This is a genomic window from Pseudoclavibacter sp. AY1F1, assembly GCF_002931075.1.
GTDB lineage: Bacteria > Actinomycetota > Actinomycetes > Actinomycetales > Microbacteriaceae > Pseudoclavibacter.
In genome coordinates, this window is the sequence record NZ_PSTQ01000001.1 from 455,140 (window position 1) to 472,738 (window position 17,599).

Below are 17,599 nucleotides of genomic sequence, written 5' to 3' on the forward strand. Positions count from 1 at the left end.
GCGGTGTCGAGGTGGTGATCGCAGCCAGGTGGAGCATCGCGGAAGCGCGTGCCGCGAGATCGACACCGACTCTTCGAGGGTGAATCGACGCGGGACACCTGGACAAGGCACCTCGGAAACTGCAGAACTCGGCGTCCAGTACAGGGCGGCTGTGAGGAGTCCGCCCGCAAAACGACTACCTGCCGCGCAGACCTTCGCACGTTCGGAGGCGACCCCACGCAGAAACGGCCCGGCGCTGCGATGCAGAGCCGGGCCGTCGTGACGTCTCGCGACATCAGAATGTGCCCCCGACAGGAGTCGAACCTGCGACCTTCGGTACCGGAAACCGGTGCTCTATCCACTGAGCTACGGAGGCGAAGCGCCGCAGATGTTCGCAGCGCGGAGCCAATACTAACAGGGCTTCAGGGGGCTCCGACACGCGTCCTCGCGGTGCATCCGGGCATGACACAATCCGCTGGTGATGCGAAAGATCGAATCTGCCATTGACCTCGAACTCGACGGGGAAGCCGACCTCGTGTTCTCGATTGCCGCCCACACCTTGGCGAACCTCGAGAGCGAGACGTTCACGATCACGGGGGACGGGCAGCCGCTGGACGTGATCGAGTCGATCGACCGCTCAGAGTGCCGCCTGCACCGCGTGACGACGTCCGCGAAGCACATCGAGATGCGGTACAGCGCGACCGTGCTCGACCGCGCGCAGCCGAACGAGCCGGAAGAGCTCGACCTCATCCAGTTCCGCCGCCCGTCTCGCTACGCGGAATCGGATCTTCTCGGCCCGACGGCGCGTTCGATGTTCCGCGGCAAGCAGGGTTTCGAGCTCGTCGACGCGGTTGTCGATTGGGTCTCGCGGAACATCAGCTACGTGCCCGGGTCGAGTGCCCCCACCGACGGAGCCCGCGACACGTTCCTCAAGCGCCAGGGCGTCTGCCGTGACTTCGCCCACCTCACGATCGCGTTCCTGCGCGCCAACGACCTGCCGGCCAGACTCGTGTCCGTGTACGCGCCCGGCCTCGTGCCCATGGACTTCCACGCCGTCGTCGAGGTGCTCGTCGACGGGGCATGGTACGTCGTCGATGCGACGCACCTGGCACCCCGCCGTCTCATGCAGCGCATCGCGAGCGGACGGGACGCGGCCGACACCGCCTTCCTCAGCAACACCATCGCGAACCTCCGCCTCTCGAAACTCCACGTGAACGCGACGTCGAGCGAGGTCATCCTCGAGGACTGGACCGAGCGGGTCCAGCTGGGCTGACCCCGGCGCTCCTTCGCGCCGCCGGAGCGCCCGTCTCGGCTCTAAGATGGGTGGTCTATGACTTCTCCAGCTCTCGTCACGGCTCTCACCACCGCTGTCAACGCCGCGCTCGCCCCCATCGAGGGCGCGCAGGGCATCACCGTCCCCGAGACGGACATCGTGCTCGAGCGGCCGCGAAACCGCGACCACGGCGACTGGGCCTCGAACATCGCCATGCGCCTCGCGAAGCGTGTCGGCACGAACCCGCGAGAGCTGGCAACAAGCATCGTCGAGCAGCTTGTGCTCGACCCCCAGGTGGCGAGCGCCGAGGTCGCCGGTCCCGGCTTCATCAACATCACGCTCGACGCGGCGACCGCCGGTTCGCTCGCCAAGGTCATCGTCGAGGCTGGCTCGGCGTACGGCAACGGAGACTCGCTCGCGGGCGTGAAGGTCAACCTCGAGTTCGTCTCGGCGAACCCGACCGGCCCCATCCACATGGGTGGCGTGCGCTGGGCGGCGGTCGGCGACTCGCTGGCGCGCGTGCTCATCGCGGCCGGCGCGGATGTGACCCGCGAGTACTACTTCAACGACCACGGCGCGCAGATCGACCGCTTCGCCCGCTCGCTCCTCGCCGCGTACCTGGGAGAGAGCACCCCTGAGGACGGCTACGGGGGTGCGTACATCTCCGACATCGCCGGCCAGGTGGCCGCAGCATACGGCGACGGTCTCGCTGGCCTCGACCGGGATGCGCAGCAGGAGGTGTTCCGCTCGAAGGGCGTCGAGCAGATGTTCGGCGAGATCAAACAGAAGCTTCACGACTTCGGCGTCGACTTCGACGTCTTCTTCCACGAGGACTCCGTCCACGAGTCCGGCGCGGTGGCCCGTGCCATCGAACGCCTGCGAGAGCAGGGCCAGATCTTCGAGCAGGACGGTGCGCAGTGGCTGCGCACCACCGAGTACGGCGACGACAAGGACCGCGTGGTCGTGCGCTCCAACGGCAGCCCCACCTACATGGCTGGCGACATCGGCTACTACCTCGACAAGCGCGAGCGCGGCTTCGACCAGTGCATCATCATGCTCGGCGCCGACCACCACGGCTACGTCGCGCGCATGATGGCCATGGTCGCCGCGTTCGGTGACCAGCCTGGCGTGAACCTGCAGATCCTCATCGGCCAGATGGTCAACCTCGTGAAGGACGGCGAGCCGGTTCGCATGTCGAAGCGTGCCGGCACGATCGTGACGCTCGACGATCTCGTCGATGCCGTGGGTGTTGACGCGGGTCGCTACGCCCTCGTGCGCTCGTCCGCAAACTCCACGCTCGACATCGACCTCGATGTCCTCGCGCAGCGCACCAACGACAACCCCGTCTTCTACGTCCAGTACGCGCACGCCCGCACCTGCGCTGTCGGCCGCAACGCCACCGAGTCGGGCGTGGACCGCTCGGTCTTCGAGCCGTCGCTGCTCGACCACGAGTCGGAGTCCGCGCTGCTCGGCGCGCTGCAGGACTTCCCGCGAGTCGTCGCGGCGGCGGCCGAGCTGCGCGAACCGCACCGTGTCGCCCGCTACGCGGAGGAGCTCGCCGGCCTGTACCACCGCTGGTACGACAACTGCCGCGTCATCCCTCGCGGCGATGACGAGATCACCGACCTGCACCGCACCCGGCTCTGGCTGAACGACGCTACGAGTACGGTCCTGCGTTCAGCGCTCACGATGCTCGGCGTCTCGGCTCCAGAGCGGATGTAGCTCGGCGTGACCCCGGTCGTCGAGTCGGAGCGGCTGATCCTGCCAGGGCCGAAGCGCGGCATGCGAACGTGGGTCAAAATGACCCTCTGGCTGCTTGGTGCGCTGCTCCTTCTCGTCGGACTCGACGTGGGCGTGCGACTCGTCGCGCAGGATCGGATCGCCCACCACGTGCAGGAGACGCTGCCGCCCGGAGTGAGCGGTGACGTGCAGGCGCGTGTTTATGGCTTCTCGACGCTCTGGCAGCTGGCCACTGGGCGCGCGAGCCACGTGACGGTGTCGGCCGATGAGCTCACGGCCTACGGCCTGAAGCTGGCGGCGAGCGTCGACGCGTACGGAGTTCACATCTTCGACGGGATGCGGACGGAGATGCTGACGGGCACCCTCAACGTGCCGGAGGCGACGCTCGAGGGCGTCGCCGCGCTGCCGGGAACCGACGCGTCGCTGACGCTCGGAGACGACGAACTGTCGTACGCATCCACGGTCTCCTTCCTCGGTCTCACGGGCACGCTCACCGTCGATGCGCAGCTCCGTCTGATCGACGGGGAAGTGGTCATCGACCCGACAAACGTCGAGGTGTCTGGCACCGCCTTCGGGCAGGCGCTCACTCAGGCGCTCCCGGATATCGACGAGTTCGCGGTGCCCATCTGCACGGCCGACTACCTGCCGGCAGGACTGCACGTGTCCGAGCTGCGCATCGCCGAGGGGATGCTGACGGTCGGCGTGGAAGCCAGGAACATCGCCCTCTCCGCCGAAATCCCGGATTCCGGGGAGTTCTCCACCTGTCGCGACTAGTTTCGAGCTGAGACGATGGGGTCTGTGCCGACGAGGCCGCACGGGCTCGCCGGCTCGCGCTCCGCGTATCGCCGGCCCGCGCCGCCGAGGAACTGGAGAACTGTGATGAGCATGCCGCCGAACGGACAGGGCTCCGGACAGCAGCCGGGGCACGGGCAACAGCGTCCTGGCTACGGGCAGCAGCCCGGTTACGGCCAGCCCCAGTCGATTCAGGGCCAGCCGAGTCAGTATGGCCAGCCGAGTCAGTATGGCCAGCCAGGTCAGCAGAGCCAGCCAGGTTTCGGTCAGCAGCCGCAGCCCGGGCAACCGCAGCACCCCGGCTACGGCCAGCAGCCTCGGCAGCCCGGGTACGGCCAGCCGGCGCCGGGGCAAGGCTATGGCCACCCGCAGCGGCCGCCGTTCGGGCAGCCACAGGGACAGCCACAGGGACAACCAGGGGTTCAGCCCCAGGGGCAGCCCCAGGGTGGTAGCCATGGCCAGCAGATTGCCTTCGTTGGCGGTCAGCCCCCGCACGGCCAGCAGCCCGGGGCCTGGCAGGGCGGCCAGCCGCAGGGGAAGAAGGCGCGGCCCTGGTACGCGCAGTGGTGGCTTTGGACCGGAGTCGGCGTCGTGGTCGTCGTGGGTGGCCTGGTCATCGGCGAGTTCGTAGCCCGCGCCAACGTCACCAGTGCGCTCGAGGAGCAGGCGAGCAAGATCGTCATCGACAACTACGGGGAGGACGAGACCCCGGGGGAGTTCGCCGTCACGGTGGATGGCTTCAGCGTGCTCGCCCAGGTTCTCGCCGGGAAGATCGACCACGCCACGATGACCTCCCAGGGCGACGGCGGCATCACGGTCGGCATCGATCTGACCGGCATCGACGCGTCCCTCGAGGGGCCAGTGGACTCGACGACGGTCGATCTCTCCGTCGCGACGGACGTGCTTGACGGCGTCCCGGCCGCATTGCAGGGCGAGGACAGCGAGATCAACACCGACTCCTATGAGACGACCATCAGCTACGGCGACGACGTCATCAACATCGAGGCGGTCAGCGGCACGGGCGAGTGGCAGGTCAAGGTGCAGTCGGAACTCGGCTACGAGACGGCCGACGGCAAGCTCTTCGTGACGAGCGACAGCAGCATGACGCTCTTCGGCACGAGCATTCCGTTCGGGTCGAACGAGAAGGTCGAGGTGCCGACGTGCGAGGGTTCGGAGCTCGAGGCCAAGGTCACGGACGCGAGCGTCTCGAGTGACGCGCTGACCTTCTCCTGGCAGGTCGACGGTGCGCAGCTCACCGAACTCCCGGCGGTCGCCGACTGCCTGTAGCCGTGGCGCCTGCGTGTCGGCGCTGCTGACCTGTCCCGGTTCGAGGCCAGCGGCTAGCATGCTCTGGTGCCTGAAGCTCTCCGCGAACCCCAAGCCGCCCACTCGACCGGTGCCAATCCGCTTGCGCCGATCGACCTCGAAGTCCCAAGCGACCTGAATTCGCTCGACGCCCACGTCTGGTCGAAGAACGCTCAGCGCGGCGCGGATGGTGCCCTGAAGATCGCGGGTCTGGATGCTCGGGCGCTGACGGAGCAGTTCGGCACCCCGTTGTACGTCGTCGACGAGGACGACGCTCGCTCCCGCGCTGCCGCGACGGTCGGGGCCTTCACCGATGCCTTCGAGCCGCTCGGAGCTACCGCGAAGGTCTATTACGCGGGCAAGGCGTTCCTGAGCGCCGATGTCGTCAGGTGGATGCTCGAGGAGGGATGCGCGATCGACGTGTGCAGCGAGGGCGAACTCGCGCTTGCCCTCGCGGCCGGTGCGCCGCCTGCCCTGATCGGCTTCCACGGCAACAACAAGTCGACCCGCGAGATCGGCCTCGCGGTGTCCGCGGGCATCGGCGCGATTGTGCTCGACAGCGCCCAGGAGCTCGAGCGCGTGGCGGCGGCAGCCGCCGACGCGGGAGTCCGCCAGTCAGTACGTCTGCGCGTCAACTCAGGGGTACACGCGTCGACACACGAGTTCCTCGCGACGAGCCGCGAAGACCAGAAGTTCGGCATCCCGCTCGACGAGGTGGATGCGTTTGTCGCGCGCATTCGGGAAAACGACTCCCTCGAATTCCTCGGCCTGCACTCACACATCGGCTCGCAGATCTTCGACGCCGACGGTTTCGGCGAGGCGGCGGACCGCCTCGTCGAGGTGCACGCCCGCCTCCTTGCCGATGGCCCGGTGCCCGAGCTCAACCTCGGCGGCGGCTACGGGATCGCTTACCTGCCACGCGAGACGCCGACAGACATCCGCACGATGGCCTCGCACATCGCCTCCCACGTCGCCGACGCGTGTGCGCGTCTTGGTGTCGCCGTTCCGAACATGGCGTTCGAGCCGGGCCGCACCATCATCGGCCCCGCTGGCACAGCCCTGTACGAGGTCGGTACGACCAAGACCGTCAGGGTGCCCCTCGACGAGGGCGGAAGCGCTGAGCGCCTCTATGTCTCGGTGGACGGGGGCATGAGCGACAACGTGAGGGCCGCGCTCTACGAGGCCGAGTACTGCGTCCGCCTCGCATCTCGAGCATCCGCCGCGGGTCCCGCGCTCGTTCGTGTCGTTGGAAAACACTGTGAGTCCGGCGACATCGTCGTTCTGGCAGACTATCTCCCGAGCGATGTCGCCCCCGGCGACCTCGTCGCCGTGCCAGCGACCGGCGCTTACTGCTGGTCGCTCTCGAGCAACTACAACATGATCGGCCGACCGGCCGTCGTCGCGGTTCGCGGCGGCGAGGCGCGCACGCTGATCCGTGCGGAGTCCGTGGCCGATCTGCTTGCCAGAGACGCGGGACTCACAGCTGCCGTGACCGATGAGCGCCCGTAACCGAGGAGAATTGATGAACCAGAACCGACCCATCCGTGTCGCCCTGCTTGGCGCAGGATCCGTCGGGTCGCAGGTCGCCCGCATCCTGCTCGAGAACGCCGACGAGCTCGCCGCCCGCGTGGGCGCACCGCTGCTGCTCACCGGGATCGCAGTGCGAAACGTCGACGCGAAGCGCGACGTCGACCTGCCCAAGGAACTCTTCACCGACGACGCCGAGCGCCTCATCTTGGGGTCCGACATCGTCATCGAGCTCATGGGCGGCATCGACCCCGCCAAGGGACTCATCTCCCTCGCTCTCTCCACGGGTGCCGACGTCGTGACCGCCAACAAGGCGCTCATCGCGGCTCACGGCCCCGAGCTGTTCGACCAGGCGAGGCGCGTCGGGGCGCAGCTCACCTACGAGGCCGCCGTCGCAGGGGCCATCCCGATCATCCGCCCGCTGCGAGACAGCCTCGCCGGCGACCGCGTCGAGCGCATCCTCGGCATCGTCAACGGCACCACCAACTTCATCCTCGACCGCATGCACACGCGCGGCGACTCTCTCGAGGAAGCCCTGCGCATCGCCACGGACCTCGGCTACGCCGAGGCGGACCCGACGGCCGACATCGGCGGCTACGACGCGCAGCAGAAGGCCGCGATCCTCGCCTCCATCGCGTTCCACACCGAGGTCCCGGTCGAGCTGGTCCATCGCGAGGGCATCACCGAGATCACGATCGAGCAGATCGAGCGCGCGAAGGCGGCGGGCTTCGTCGTCAAGCTGCTCGCGATCTGCGAGCGCGTGACGACTTCAGACGGCGTCGAGGGAATCTCGGCAAGGGTCTATCCCGCGCTCGTCGACACACAGCATCCACTCGCCTCCGTGCACGGCGGCAACAACGCCGTGTTCGTGCAGGCCCAGGCGGCCGGCGACCTCATGTTCTACGGTGCAGGCGCCGGGGGAGTCGAGACCGCGTCCGCCGTGCTCGGCGACCTCGTCTCGTCGGCCCGACGCCGCGTCAACGGCGGCCCGGGACTCGGTGAATCGACCCACGCGGACCTGCCGGTCCTCGAGGTCGGCGAGATCACGACCCGCTACCAGATCATCCTCGAAGTGCACGACCGTCCCGGTGTGCTCGCCGAGATCGCGAAGGTGTTCAGCGACTTCGGGGTCTCGGTCTCGACGCTCGAGCAGCGCAGCACCGGATCGGCGGATGGCGCGGCCACCCCCGGTCACGCCGACGGCGGCTCGGAGGGTGGCGCCACTCTCGTCATCGGCACGCACGCCGCCACCGAGCGCGCCCTCTCGGCGCTTGCCGAAGCGCTGGCCGCGCATGAAGCCTCGCGGCGCGTCACCGGCGTCCTCCGCGTCGAGGGTGCGCTCTAGCGCAGGGCACCTCGCCGATGCCCGTCCCCGTGCATCGGCAGTCGTGCCCGTCGATACCAGTCCAATCGCATCAGTCCTCTGCCTAGGAGTCGCAGCATGAAGCAGGTCGAACAGGCGCGTCGCGTCGAAGTCAAGGTCCCCGCGACGAGCGCAAATCTCGGCCCGGGCTTCGACACGCTCGGACTGGCACTTGCCGTCTACGACACGCTCGTCGTAGAAAGCGCGCCCGCTGGCGTGCTCGAGATCGATGTCGAGGGCGTCGGTGCCGAGAGCGTCCCGCGCGACGCCTCGCACCTCGTCGTGCAGTCGATCGAGCACACCCTGAAGGGACTCGGCTACGAGATGCCGGGTCTGCGCGTTCGCGCTGTCAACACGATCCCGCACGGCCGCGGCATGGGCTCGTCGGGCGCAGCAATCGTCTCAGGCGTCATGGCTGCAGCCGCGCTCGTGTCCAACGACGTCGAGCTCAACGCCGACACCCTGCTGCGATTCGCCACCGAGCTTGAGGGCCACCCTGACAACGTGGCGCCCTGCCTCTTCGGCGGGCTCACGATCGCCTGGGTCGGAGAGAACGGCCCGCGGTCGAAGCAACTGCTCGTGCACCGCGGGGTCTCGCCGATCGTCCTCATCCCAACCGAGACGATGTCGACCAAGCTCGCTCGAAGCCTCCAGCCGGAGAGCGTCCCGCACGCCGACGCGATCTTCAACCTCTCGCGGTCGGCGCTGCTCGTCGCGGCTCTTGTCCAGAGCCCGGAGCTGCTCTTCGAGGCGACCGAGGACCGTCTCCACCAGAGCTACCGCGCCTCGGCCATGCCGTTCACGAGCGGCCTCGTGGCCGAGCTGCGTGCGGCCGGGCTGCCTGCAGTCGTCTCGGGCGCAGGCCCAAGCGTGCTTGTGCTCTGCGACAGCCCCGAGCAGCGCCTGCAGGCCGCCGCGGTTGCGGAGGCCAACACGCAGACGCAGTGGAACGCGATCATGCCGGCCGTTGATTTCCTCGGTGCTACAGTTGAGGTGCTGTCGGGCGACGCGGCCACACTTTCGGTGTAGGCACAGCGCGACAGCTTCAACTCTCCGAGCAGCGGAGTACGCACCCCCCTCGATTTCTGTCGATGTGGTTCCGAGTGTGTGAGAAGTCCCGCTCGCTCGATCTGAACACCGCAGAACGCGGTAGAGGTAAGGATTCACAGCAGATGACTGACACAACACCAACTGCGGAGCAGGAAGCTCCGCTCACTTCCATGAAGGTCGCTGACCTCCAGGCTCTCGCCGCAGGGCTGCAGATCCGTGGGGCTCGCAGCCTCCGCAAGGGAGCGCTCATCGAGGCCATCGAGGCCGCGCGCGCCACCGCCGAGCCGGAGGTGCCCGTGGTTGAGTCGGCAGGCGCAGACGTGCAGGCCGCCCCGGCCGAGGCACCTGCAGCGCCAGAGGCAGAAGCCGCGGACACGAACGTCGCCGCGGACACGCAGGCCGTCGCAGTCGAGGAGGCGCCCGTCGCCGTCGAGGACAAGCGCGAAGAGGCGGCCGAGCCGGCTGCACCCTCCGTGCCTGAGCTGTCGCTTGACGACCTCGTCCTCCCGCCGGCACGCGGCGAGGCATCCGAGCAGGACGAGGCGCGTGACGAGGATCAGGGCCGCGCGGGCCAGCGCAAGCGGGGCCGTGGACGCGGTCGCCGTGGTCGCGGCGCCGAGAACGAGCAGAACAGCGAGACCGTGGAGCCCGCGACCAAGCAGGAAGAAACTCCTGCCGAGACCAACGGCGACGCCCAGGACGACGAGCAGCAGGGCGGACGACGCCAGCGTGGCCGCTCGCGCGGACGCGGCGGCGACCAAGCCCAGGGACGCAGCGACGCTCAGCAGGCACAGGATGTTCCGGCGGACGACGAGACCGACGAGCAGCGTCGCGGTCGCGGCGGCCGCTACCGCGACCGCAAGCGCGGGCGTGGGGGAGCCGAGGACACCGAGCCCGAGATCGCGGCGGACGACGTCCTCCTGCCGATCGCCGGCATCCTGGACGTGCTCGACAATTACGCGTTTGTGCGGACCAGCGGGTATCTCCCCGGCCCGAACGATGTCTACGTGTCGCTCGCCCAGGTCAAGAAGTACCAGCTCCGCAAGGGCGACGCAGTTGTCGGAGCGATCCGCCAGCCGCGCGAGGGCGAGAACCAGCACGGACGCCAGAAGTTCAACGCCATCGTGCGCTTCGACGCCATCAACGGCCAGTCGCCCGAGGAGCCGCGCCAGCGCCCGGACTTCGACTCTCTGACCGCGCTCTACCCGCAGGAGCGCCTGCGTCTCGAGACGAGCGAGGACCGCGTCGCCACGCGCCTCATGGACCTCTTCGCGCCGATCGGCAAGGGAACTCGCGGACTCATCGTGGCCCCGCCGAAGTCTGGCAAGTCGATCGTCCTCGAACAGGTCGCCGCCGCCGTCGCGAAGAACAGCCCGGACGTGCACCTCATGGTTGTCCTCATCGACGAGCGTCCTGAAGAAGTGACGCACATGCAGCGCACCATCCAGGGCGAGGTCGTCGCGGCCACGTTCGACCTGCCCGCAGACGACCAGACCACAGTCGCGGAGCTCGCCATCGAGCGCGCCAAGCGCCTCGTCGAACTCGGCCACGACGTGGTTGTGCTGCTCGATGGCGTCACCCAGCTGTGCCGGGCCTACAACCTCGCCGCTCCCGCATCCGGGCGCATCCTGCCAGGTGGCGTCGACGCGTCCGCGCTGACTCCAGTTCGCCGCTTCTTCGGGTCCGCCAAGAACGTGGAGAACGGTGGCTCGCTCACGATCCTCGCCACAGCGATGATCGGCACCGGCTCGAAGACCGAGGACACGATCCTCGAGTCCTTCGCGGGCACGGGCAACATGGAGCTTCGCCTCTCGCGCGACATCGCCGACAAGCGCGTGTTCCCCGCCATCGACATCTCGCACTCCCAGACGCTCCGCGAGGAGCAGCTGCTGACGCAGCAGGAGGTCGAGGCGACCTGGAGCATCCGCCGCGCCCTGACCGGCGGCGACCCGCTCCTCCTCCTCGAGGCAGTGCTCGCTCGCGTCGCCGGCACCAGCACAAACGCTGAGTTCCTCGCTTCCGTTGCGAAGCAGCCCATCCGCGCAGCCAAGGCATAGCCATGGCCAGACACGAGATGGCCGACTCCGTTCGGCAGCTTCGCGCCGAACACGAGGACCTGCAGGAGCAGCTTGCCGACCCCGAGCTGCACGCCAACCCGGCGCGCGCGAAGAAGGTCAACAGGCGCTACGCGCAGCTGGCTCAGATCCTGGCAGCCGATGCGTCCCGCGCGGAGCTCGAGGATGACCTTGAGGCCGCCCGCGAGCTCGCGAAGGACGACGAGTCGTTTGCCGAAGAGGTGCCTGTGCTCGAGGAGAACCTGCGCGTCGCGCAGGAGAAGCTTCGTCGCCTCCTCATCCCGCGCGACCCCGACGACGGGCGCGACGTCATCATGGAGATCAAGGGCGGCGAGGGCGGAGAGGAATCCGCGCTGTTCGCTGCCGACCTCCTCCGCATGTACTCGCACTACGCCGAGCAGCGCGGTTGGAAGACCGAGATGATCTCGTCCACGGAGAGCGACCTCGGCGGGTTCAAGGACGTCCAGGTCGCCATCAAGGGCAATGCCAACGACCCCGCGCTCGGAGTCTGGGCCAGCCTCAAGTACGAGGGTGGCGTGCATCGCGTGCAGCGGGTGCCAGCGACCGAGTCGCAGGGGCGCATCCACACCTCCACGACCGGCGTGCTGGTGTTCCCTGAGGTGGATGAGCCGGAGGAGATCGAGGTCAGCCCGAACGACCTCAAGATCGATGTCTTCCGCTCGTCGGGCCCAGGTGGACAATCGGTGAACACGACCGACTCGGCGGTGCGCATCACGCACATCCCGACCGGCATCGTCGTGTCCATGCAGAACGAGAAGAGCCAGATCCAGAACCGTGCCGCGGGTATGCGCGTGCTGCTCGCCAGACTGCTCGCGCATCAGCAGGAGCAGATCGCCGCGGCGGAGTCGGAGGCGCGTTCCGGGCAGATTCGCACGATGGATCGATCCGAGCGCATCCGCACGTACAACTTCCCGGAGAACCGCATCGCGGATCACCGGACCGGGTACAAGGCGTACAACCTCGACCATGTCATGAACGGTGCTCTCGGGCCCGTCATCCAGTCGGCGATCGCTGCCGACGAGGAGGCGCGGCTCGCGGCTCTCTCCGGCAGCGACGACTAATCCACGACGGAGTCAGACGCGAGAACGGCGGCCAGCAATGCTGGCCGCCGTTCTGCTGTCCTGCCAACCCTCGGACGTTGAGATCCTTTAGATCTCGTAGTAGCCGATGAGGTCCTGCTCTGCCGCCGTGCGCTGCCGGATGCGGGCGGGTACACCGGTGAGGACAGAGTTCGCGGGAGCGTCACGGGTGACAACCGCGTTTGCCCCGACCCTGGAGTCGTCGCCGACAGTGATGTTCCCGAGGAGCTTCGCCCCGGCCCCGATGAGCACGCGGCTGCCGACGGTCGGGTGTCGTTTCACCCGGTCGCCCGACGTGCCACCGAGCGTGACGCCGTGGTAGATGAGCACATCATCCCCGACGATGGCAGTTTCGCCGATGACGATCCCCATGCCGTGGTCGATGACAACCCTGCGACCGATCTCGGCACCGGGGTGGATCTCCACGCCGGTCGCGAAGCGATTGAACTGGGACAGCGTGCGTGCAAGGAGTTTCGTGCCGGGGCGCTGCCAGAGGCGATGCGCGATGCGGTGCAGCCACAGGGCGTGGAGTCCCGAGTAGTTGATGACGATCTCTGCCTTGGAGCGCGCGGCCGGGTCGTTCTTCCGCGTCGCCGCGATGTCTTCCCTGACGCGACGCCAAACGCCGACACCTTGAGGTGCCGGCGTTCGACGTGGTGTTGCAGTCGTCACTCGCTAGTCGCGCAGATCGTCGAAGAGCACGGTGGACAGGTAGCGCTCGCCGGTGTCGCAGATGATGACGACGATGTTCTTGCCAGCGTTCTCGGGGCGCTTCGCGACCTCGAGGGCTGCCCAGAGGTTCGCGCCGCTCGAGATGCCGCTGAAGATGCCCTCGGTCGAGGTGAGGGCGCGCGAGACCCGAATGCTGTCTTCGAGGGTCGCGTCCAGGACCTCGTCGATGACGTCGCGGTCAAGCACATCAGGGACGAAGTTGGCGCCGAGACCCTGGATCTTGTGCGGGCCAGCCTTGCCTTCGGTCAGGAGGGGGGAGTCTTTGGGCTCGACCGCGACGATCTTCACGCCGGGCTTGCGCTCCTTGAGCACCTGCCCGACTCCGGAGATGGTGCCGCCCGTGCCGATGCCGGCAACGAAGATGTCGATATCGCCGTCGGTGTCGGCCCAGATTTCCTCGGCCGTCGTCTCGCGGTGGATCTGAACGTTCGCTTCGTTCTCGAACTGCCTCGCGAGAATCGATCCAGGCGTCTCCGCGACGATCTCCTTCGCGCGGGCAACCGCACCGCGCATGCCCTCGGGGCCAGGCGTCAGGACGAGCTCCGCGCCGAACGCCTTCAGTAGCTGGCGGCGCTCAACGGACATCGTCTCCGGCATCGCGAGGATGACGCGGTAGCCGCGCGATGCGCCGAGCATCGCGAGAGCGATGCCGGTGTTGCCCGACGTGCCCTCGACGATCGTGCCACCTGGCTGCAGCTCGCCACTCTGCTCTGCAGCACGGATGATGCCGAGGCCGAGTCGGTCCTTGACCGAGGAGCCAGGACCGAAGTACTCGAGCTTCGCGAAGATGTTTGCGCCTGTGTCGTTGATGCGACCGAGCTTGACGAGCGGGGTGCGGCCGACGACTTCGGTGATGTCGTTGTAGATCTTTCCAGTCACTTCGTGCCCTTCTGGGATGCTGTGTGAACTTCGTGGGTGTCGCTGGCAGCGTTCGCCCGCGTCAATCGTCCCAATGATCTCGCACGCGAATGCTGTGCATGACGCCGCGAGTCAATGTGCGGGAGACTCTATCCATGATCTTGCACGTAGAAGCGCAGAGAAAGCTGGTTCGCGAACAGCTGAAGGCAGCTGGCATCCCCGCCGACGCAGTAGAGGCCGACCTGTTGCTCGCCGGAGTGCTCGGCATCTCAAGAGGAGAGGTGCAGATGCGTTCGCTTCTCGGCCGCGAGATGACCGAGCGCGAGGCGATCGACGTCGCCGCCGCGTCCACAAGGCGGGCTCGTAGGGAGCCACTGCAGCACGTGCTCGGTGCTGCGCCGTTCCTGGACATGGAGCTCGCCGTGGGTCCGGGAGTATTCGTCCCGAGACCAGAGACGGAATCGCTGGTCACGTCCGCCCTCGAACTGATCAAGGATCGGGCGCCACGGGGAGAGCTGGCTGGCGTCGACGTGGGCTCCGGAAGCGGCGCAGTTGCACTTGGCGTTGCCCGAGGGAACGGGCGCATCCGGATGACAGCGATCGAAGCATCCAGCGCGGCGTGGCCCTGGCTGCGCGCCAACGTCGAGACCTACGGGGACGGGACCGTCGCCACGTTCTTCGGGGAGGCATCCCGCGCCTTCTCCGGCATTGCCGCCGAGTCGCTCGATCTGGTCATCTCCAACCCGCCATACGTGCCGGCCGAGAATCGACCGGAAAGCCGGGAAGTCTGGCGGCACGACCCGGCCGAGGCACTGTATTCGGGCGCCGATGGACTCGACTTCATTCGGGAACTCGCGATCTGGTCCTCGGCCTCGCTGCGCCCCGGGGGTGTGCTGATCATCGAGCACGAGGACACGCAGGGGGCGGAGATCCGCCAGATCTTCACAGCTGCAGGCTTCACGGAGGCGGCGACAGCGGAGGACCTCACGGGGAGGGACCGGATCACTTCGGCGGTGCTCCCCGCGTCTGGCCGGGGCGGCGACGGCCAGCCGACTATCATGGAGCAAAGAATGGGACAGATCTACGCCACCACAGACTCACTCGACCTCCTGGCAGCGGTCCGTGCGGCACGCACGGCCATCGCGAGCGGCGAGGTCATCGTCATGCCGACCGACACGGTCTACGGCATCGCAGCTGACGCTTTCTCGGCTACCGCGGTCCAGCGTCTGCTCGACGCGAAGGGCCGCACGCGGGCAACCCCGCCGCCTGTCCTCGTCGCGAACCACGAGACCCTCGACGCTCTCGCCGAGAACGTTCACCCGCTTGCCCGTGAGCTGTTCCAGCGCTTCGCACCTGGGCCACTCACTGTCATCCTGCAGGCCAGGGGATCACTGCAATGGGACCTCGGCGAGACGAACGGCACCGTTGCGCTGCGAATCCCCGACAGCCGTCTCGCTCGCGAGCTGCTGAAGGAGACGGGGCCCCTCGCGGTCTCGAGCGCCAACAAGCACGGTCAGCCGGCAGCAACAACCGCAGAGGAGGCCCTCGAGGCCCTCGGCGAGGTCGTCGGTGTCTTCCTCGACGGAGGTCCGGCCGGGGGAGAGCCGTCGACGATCGTCGACGCTACTCCACTGACTCGCGGCGAGCCCGCCCGCATCGTTCGCCAGGGTGCGCTCTCGCGGGACCTGATCGAGGAGGTCCTCGGGGACAAGCTCGCCGCGTTCGAAGCGCCAGAGCCTGGGCCGGAAGCCGCGTCAGCGGTTGAGGCGGACTCGGCGGGGACTGACTCGGTGGAGACTGGCTCAGTAGAGACTGATTCAGTTGAGGCCGATTCAGTTGAGGCCGAGTTATCAGTTGAGGCCGAGGCATCCATCGAGACCGGTGCCGGGACCGCGTCCACAGCGACCGACACCGCCCCTGACACCGAGCCCGAGGCAGACGGTGGCACGTCGCCTGCCAAGCCCTCGTCACTGACGGAGCGCGAGTCGTAGCGTGCGGATCTACCTCGCCCTTGTAGTCGGCACGGCGCTTGTCACGCTCCTGCTCGTCTACGGGGTCTGGCGACTCGCGATGCGGTACAAGTGGTACCCGCCCGTCCGCGATCGAGACGTCCATACGACCCCCAAGCCGAGGCTCGGGGGCGTCGCCATGTTCGTCGGGATGCTGCTGGCTCTTGCCGCCGCATCCCAGATTCCGTTCTTCTCTCTTGTCTTCGAGCAGCCCGGTCGTATCTGGGCCCTTGTCGGCGCAGCCTCCCTGATCGTCCTGATCGGGGTCATCGACGACTTCATCGATCTCGACTGGATGACGAAGCTCGCGGGTCAGATCCTCGCCGCCATCCTCCTCGCCTGGCAAGGCGTCGCCATCACGTCACTCCCGATCGGCGGCATCACAGTCGGCTCCCAGTGGATGTCGATCGCCATCACGGTGCTCGCAGTTGTCCTCGTCATGAACGCCGTCAACTTCATCGACGGCCTCGACGGGCTTGTTGCCGGAGTCGCGATCATCGCCAATGGCGTCTTCCTCGTCTACAGCTACGTGCTCAGTGAGTTCGCGGGTCAGACGGGGCGCTTCACGATGGGGGCCCTGCTCTCCGCGATCGTGATCGGCATCTGCCTCGGCTTCTTGGTGCTCAACTGGTACCCGTCGAAGATGTTCATGGGAGACGGGGGAGCACTGCTCGTCGGGCTCCTGATGGCGGCGAGTGCTGTGGCGGTCACGGGCGAGGTCGACCCGCAGACCATCAGCCGTACGGAGCTGTGGCCTGCGTTCCTGCCGATGATCATCCCGTTCGCCGTGCTCATCGTCCCGCTGCTCGATTTCTCTCTTGCCGTGTTCCGTCGAATGCGGGCAGGCAAGTCGCCGTTCACGGCGGACAGGAAGCACCTGCATCACCGCCTGCTCGACATGGGACACTCGCAGCGCTGGGCCGTCGTGGTCTTCTACTCCTGGACAGCCGTCGTGTCGGTCGGGGCCCTGCTGGCCTTCGCGGCCGACCTGATCTCCATCCCCATCGGCCTCGTCATCGGATTCGTCGTTGTCGGATTCGTCGTCTGCACGCTCGTGACGATGGCCCCGCTCAGCCGCCGCAAGTCGCGCGAACGCCGCGCGCAGAAGGCACCGGGGGAGAACGCCCACGACGAGCTCGCCGACGCAAACGCCTCGCTGCTGAAAGCAGCACCCGAATCCGGAATGGACGCATGAACTCCTCTACGACCCCCACCTCCGTGCCGATCTTCAAGAGCATCCTGAAGTGGTCCGTCGTCGTCGCGATCGCGGTCGCCGTGCTCGGCGGCGGCATCGGCTTCCTCGCGGTCGGCATCAACGGGCTCTGGAGCGCGCTCTTCGCCGCTGCCATCACGCTCCTCTTCACGGGAATCACGGTCGTCTCGGTGATCCTCGCATCGCACCTCGACCAGATCTTCTTCATGGCGACGATCCTTGGAGCCTGGATCCTCAAATTCATCGTGTTCCTGGGCGCTCTCTTCTTGATCAGGGACCTCCCGATCGTCCACCTCTTTACGCTCTGGCTCTGCCTTGTCGTCGCCGTCATCGCGACGGTCATCGTCGACGTGGTGTGCGTCGTACGCGGCCGAATGGGCAACGTCAGCGACGTTCGCCTCCCCGGCGACGACAAATAGTAGAAAAGTTCGCTTCCGAGGCCCGAAGTGCACTCCTGCCTGGGGATTTCTTGATAGGCTGATCCAGGTGCGCCGAGAAGGGGTCCTTCTTGTCTGCTCACCCGTCCGAACTCATCGAAGCGCAGCAACGACAGCTGCGCCCCGAGACAGGAGAGTGCTCTGTT

General features: G+C 67.4%; 14 protein-coding genes and 1 tRNA gene. 12 read left to right on the top strand and 3 right to left on the bottom strand.

Going from position 1 to position 17,599, the window contains the following annotated elements; genetic code table 11:
* Positions 1 to 282 precede the first annotated feature (282 nt).
* A tRNA-Arg gene (locus C5B85_RS02145) sits at positions 283 to 355 on the bottom strand.
* A 105-nt stretch (positions 356 to 460) separates the two neighbouring features.
* On the opposite strand from C5B85_RS02145, the gene C5B85_RS02150 reads away from it, so the two are divergent.
* The 9 genes from C5B85_RS02150 (at position 461) to prfA (ending at position 12,186) form a co-directional block, all read left to right on the top strand.
* On the top strand, positions 461 to 1,252 hold the full coding sequence (locus C5B85_RS02150) for a transglutaminase family protein (protein WP_181064235.1): 792 nt from the start codon (positions 461 to 463) through the stop codon (positions 1,250 to 1,252).
* Positions 1,253 to 1,309: 57 nt separating this feature from the next.
* On the top strand, positions 1,310 to 2,974 hold the full coding sequence (gene argS, locus C5B85_RS02155) for an arginine--tRNA ligase (RefSeq protein WP_104284407.1): 1,665 nt from the start codon (positions 1,310 to 1,312) through the stop codon (positions 2,972 to 2,974).
* A 6-nt stretch (positions 2,975 to 2,980) separates the two neighbouring features.
* Positions 2,981 to 3,766: a DUF2993 domain-containing protein gene (locus tag C5B85_RS02160; RefSeq protein WP_104284408.1), complete on the top strand. Its 786-nt coding sequence runs from the start codon at positions 2,981 to 2,983 to the stop codon at positions 3,764 to 3,766.
* A 111-nt stretch (positions 3,767 to 3,877) separates the two neighbouring features.
* Entirely contained in the window at positions 3,878 to 5,071 is a 1,194-nt protein-coding gene (locus C5B85_RS18900; protein WP_146077813.1) for an LmeA family phospholipid-binding protein, read from the top strand.
* 66 nt (positions 5,072 to 5,137) lie between these two features.
* Positions 5,138 to 6,598, top strand: a complete 1,461-nt coding sequence (lysA, locus tag C5B85_RS02170) for a diaminopimelate decarboxylase (RefSeq protein ID WP_104284409.1) — start codon at positions 5,138 to 5,140, stop codon at positions 6,596 to 6,598.
* Between the two features lie 13 nt (positions 6,599 to 6,611).
* Positions 6,612 to 7,961, top strand: a complete 1,350-nt coding sequence (locus C5B85_RS02175) for a homoserine dehydrogenase (protein ID WP_104284410.1) — start codon at positions 6,612 to 6,614, stop codon at positions 7,959 to 7,961.
* Positions 7,962 to 8,057: 96 nt separating this feature from the next.
* Complete coding sequence (gene thrB, locus C5B85_RS02180; protein WP_104284411.1) at positions 8,058 to 9,008, top strand: homoserine kinase; 951 nt, start codon at positions 8,058 to 8,060, stop codon at positions 9,006 to 9,008.
* A 143-nt stretch (positions 9,009 to 9,151) separates the two neighbouring features.
* On the top strand, positions 9,152 to 11,086 hold the full coding sequence (gene rho / locus C5B85_RS02185; protein ID WP_104284412.1) for a transcription termination factor Rho: 1,935 nt from the start codon (positions 9,152 to 9,154) through the stop codon (positions 11,084 to 11,086).
* Positions 11,087 to 11,103: 17 nt separating this feature from the next.
* A complete protein-coding gene (prfA, locus tag C5B85_RS02190) occupies positions 11,104 to 12,186 on the top strand; it encodes a peptide chain release factor 1 (RefSeq protein WP_104284772.1) in 1,083 nt (360 codons plus the stop codon).
* Between the two features lie 87 nt (positions 12,187 to 12,273).
* On the opposite strand, the gene cysE is transcribed toward prfA, so the two are convergent.
* Together cysE and cysK are read right to left on the bottom strand one after the other, a co-directional pair.
* Complete coding sequence (gene cysE, locus C5B85_RS02195; protein WP_104284413.1) at positions 12,274 to 12,876, bottom strand: serine O-acetyltransferase; 603 nt, start codon at positions 12,874 to 12,876, stop codon at positions 12,274 to 12,276.
* A 3-nt stretch (positions 12,877 to 12,879) separates the two neighbouring features.
* On the bottom strand, positions 12,880 to 13,815 hold the full coding sequence (cysK, locus tag C5B85_RS02200) for a cysteine synthase A (RefSeq protein ID WP_104284414.1): 936 nt from the start codon (positions 13,813 to 13,815) through the stop codon (positions 12,880 to 12,882).
* Positions 13,816 to 13,949: 134 nt separating this feature from the next.
* Between cysK and prmC the strand changes: the two genes are divergently transcribed.
* The 3 genes from prmC to C5B85_RS02215 are packed head-to-tail and all read left to right on the top strand — an operon-like array spanning position 13,950 to position 17,435.
* The gene (gene prmC, locus C5B85_RS02205) at positions 13,950 to 15,785 is read left to right on the top strand and encodes a peptide chain release factor N(5)-glutamine methyltransferase (protein WP_181064236.1); all 1,836 of its coding nucleotides are present in this window, start codon (positions 13,950 to 13,952) and stop codon (positions 15,783 to 15,785) included.
* Position 15,786: 1 nt separating this feature from the next.
* Positions 15,787 to 16,998, top strand: coding sequence for an MraY family glycosyltransferase (locus C5B85_RS02210; protein ID WP_104284416.1), 1,212 nt, complete (start codon positions 15,787 to 15,789; stop codon positions 16,996 to 16,998).
* Positions 16,995 to 17,435 (top strand): hypothetical protein, encoded by a 441-nt coding sequence (locus C5B85_RS02215; RefSeq protein WP_104284417.1) that lies wholly within the window; start codon positions 16,995 to 16,997, stop codon positions 17,433 to 17,435. Before C5B85_RS02210 ends, C5B85_RS02215 begins: the two co-directional genes overlap by 4 nt.
* Positions 17,436 to 17,599: the final 164 nt, after the last annotated feature.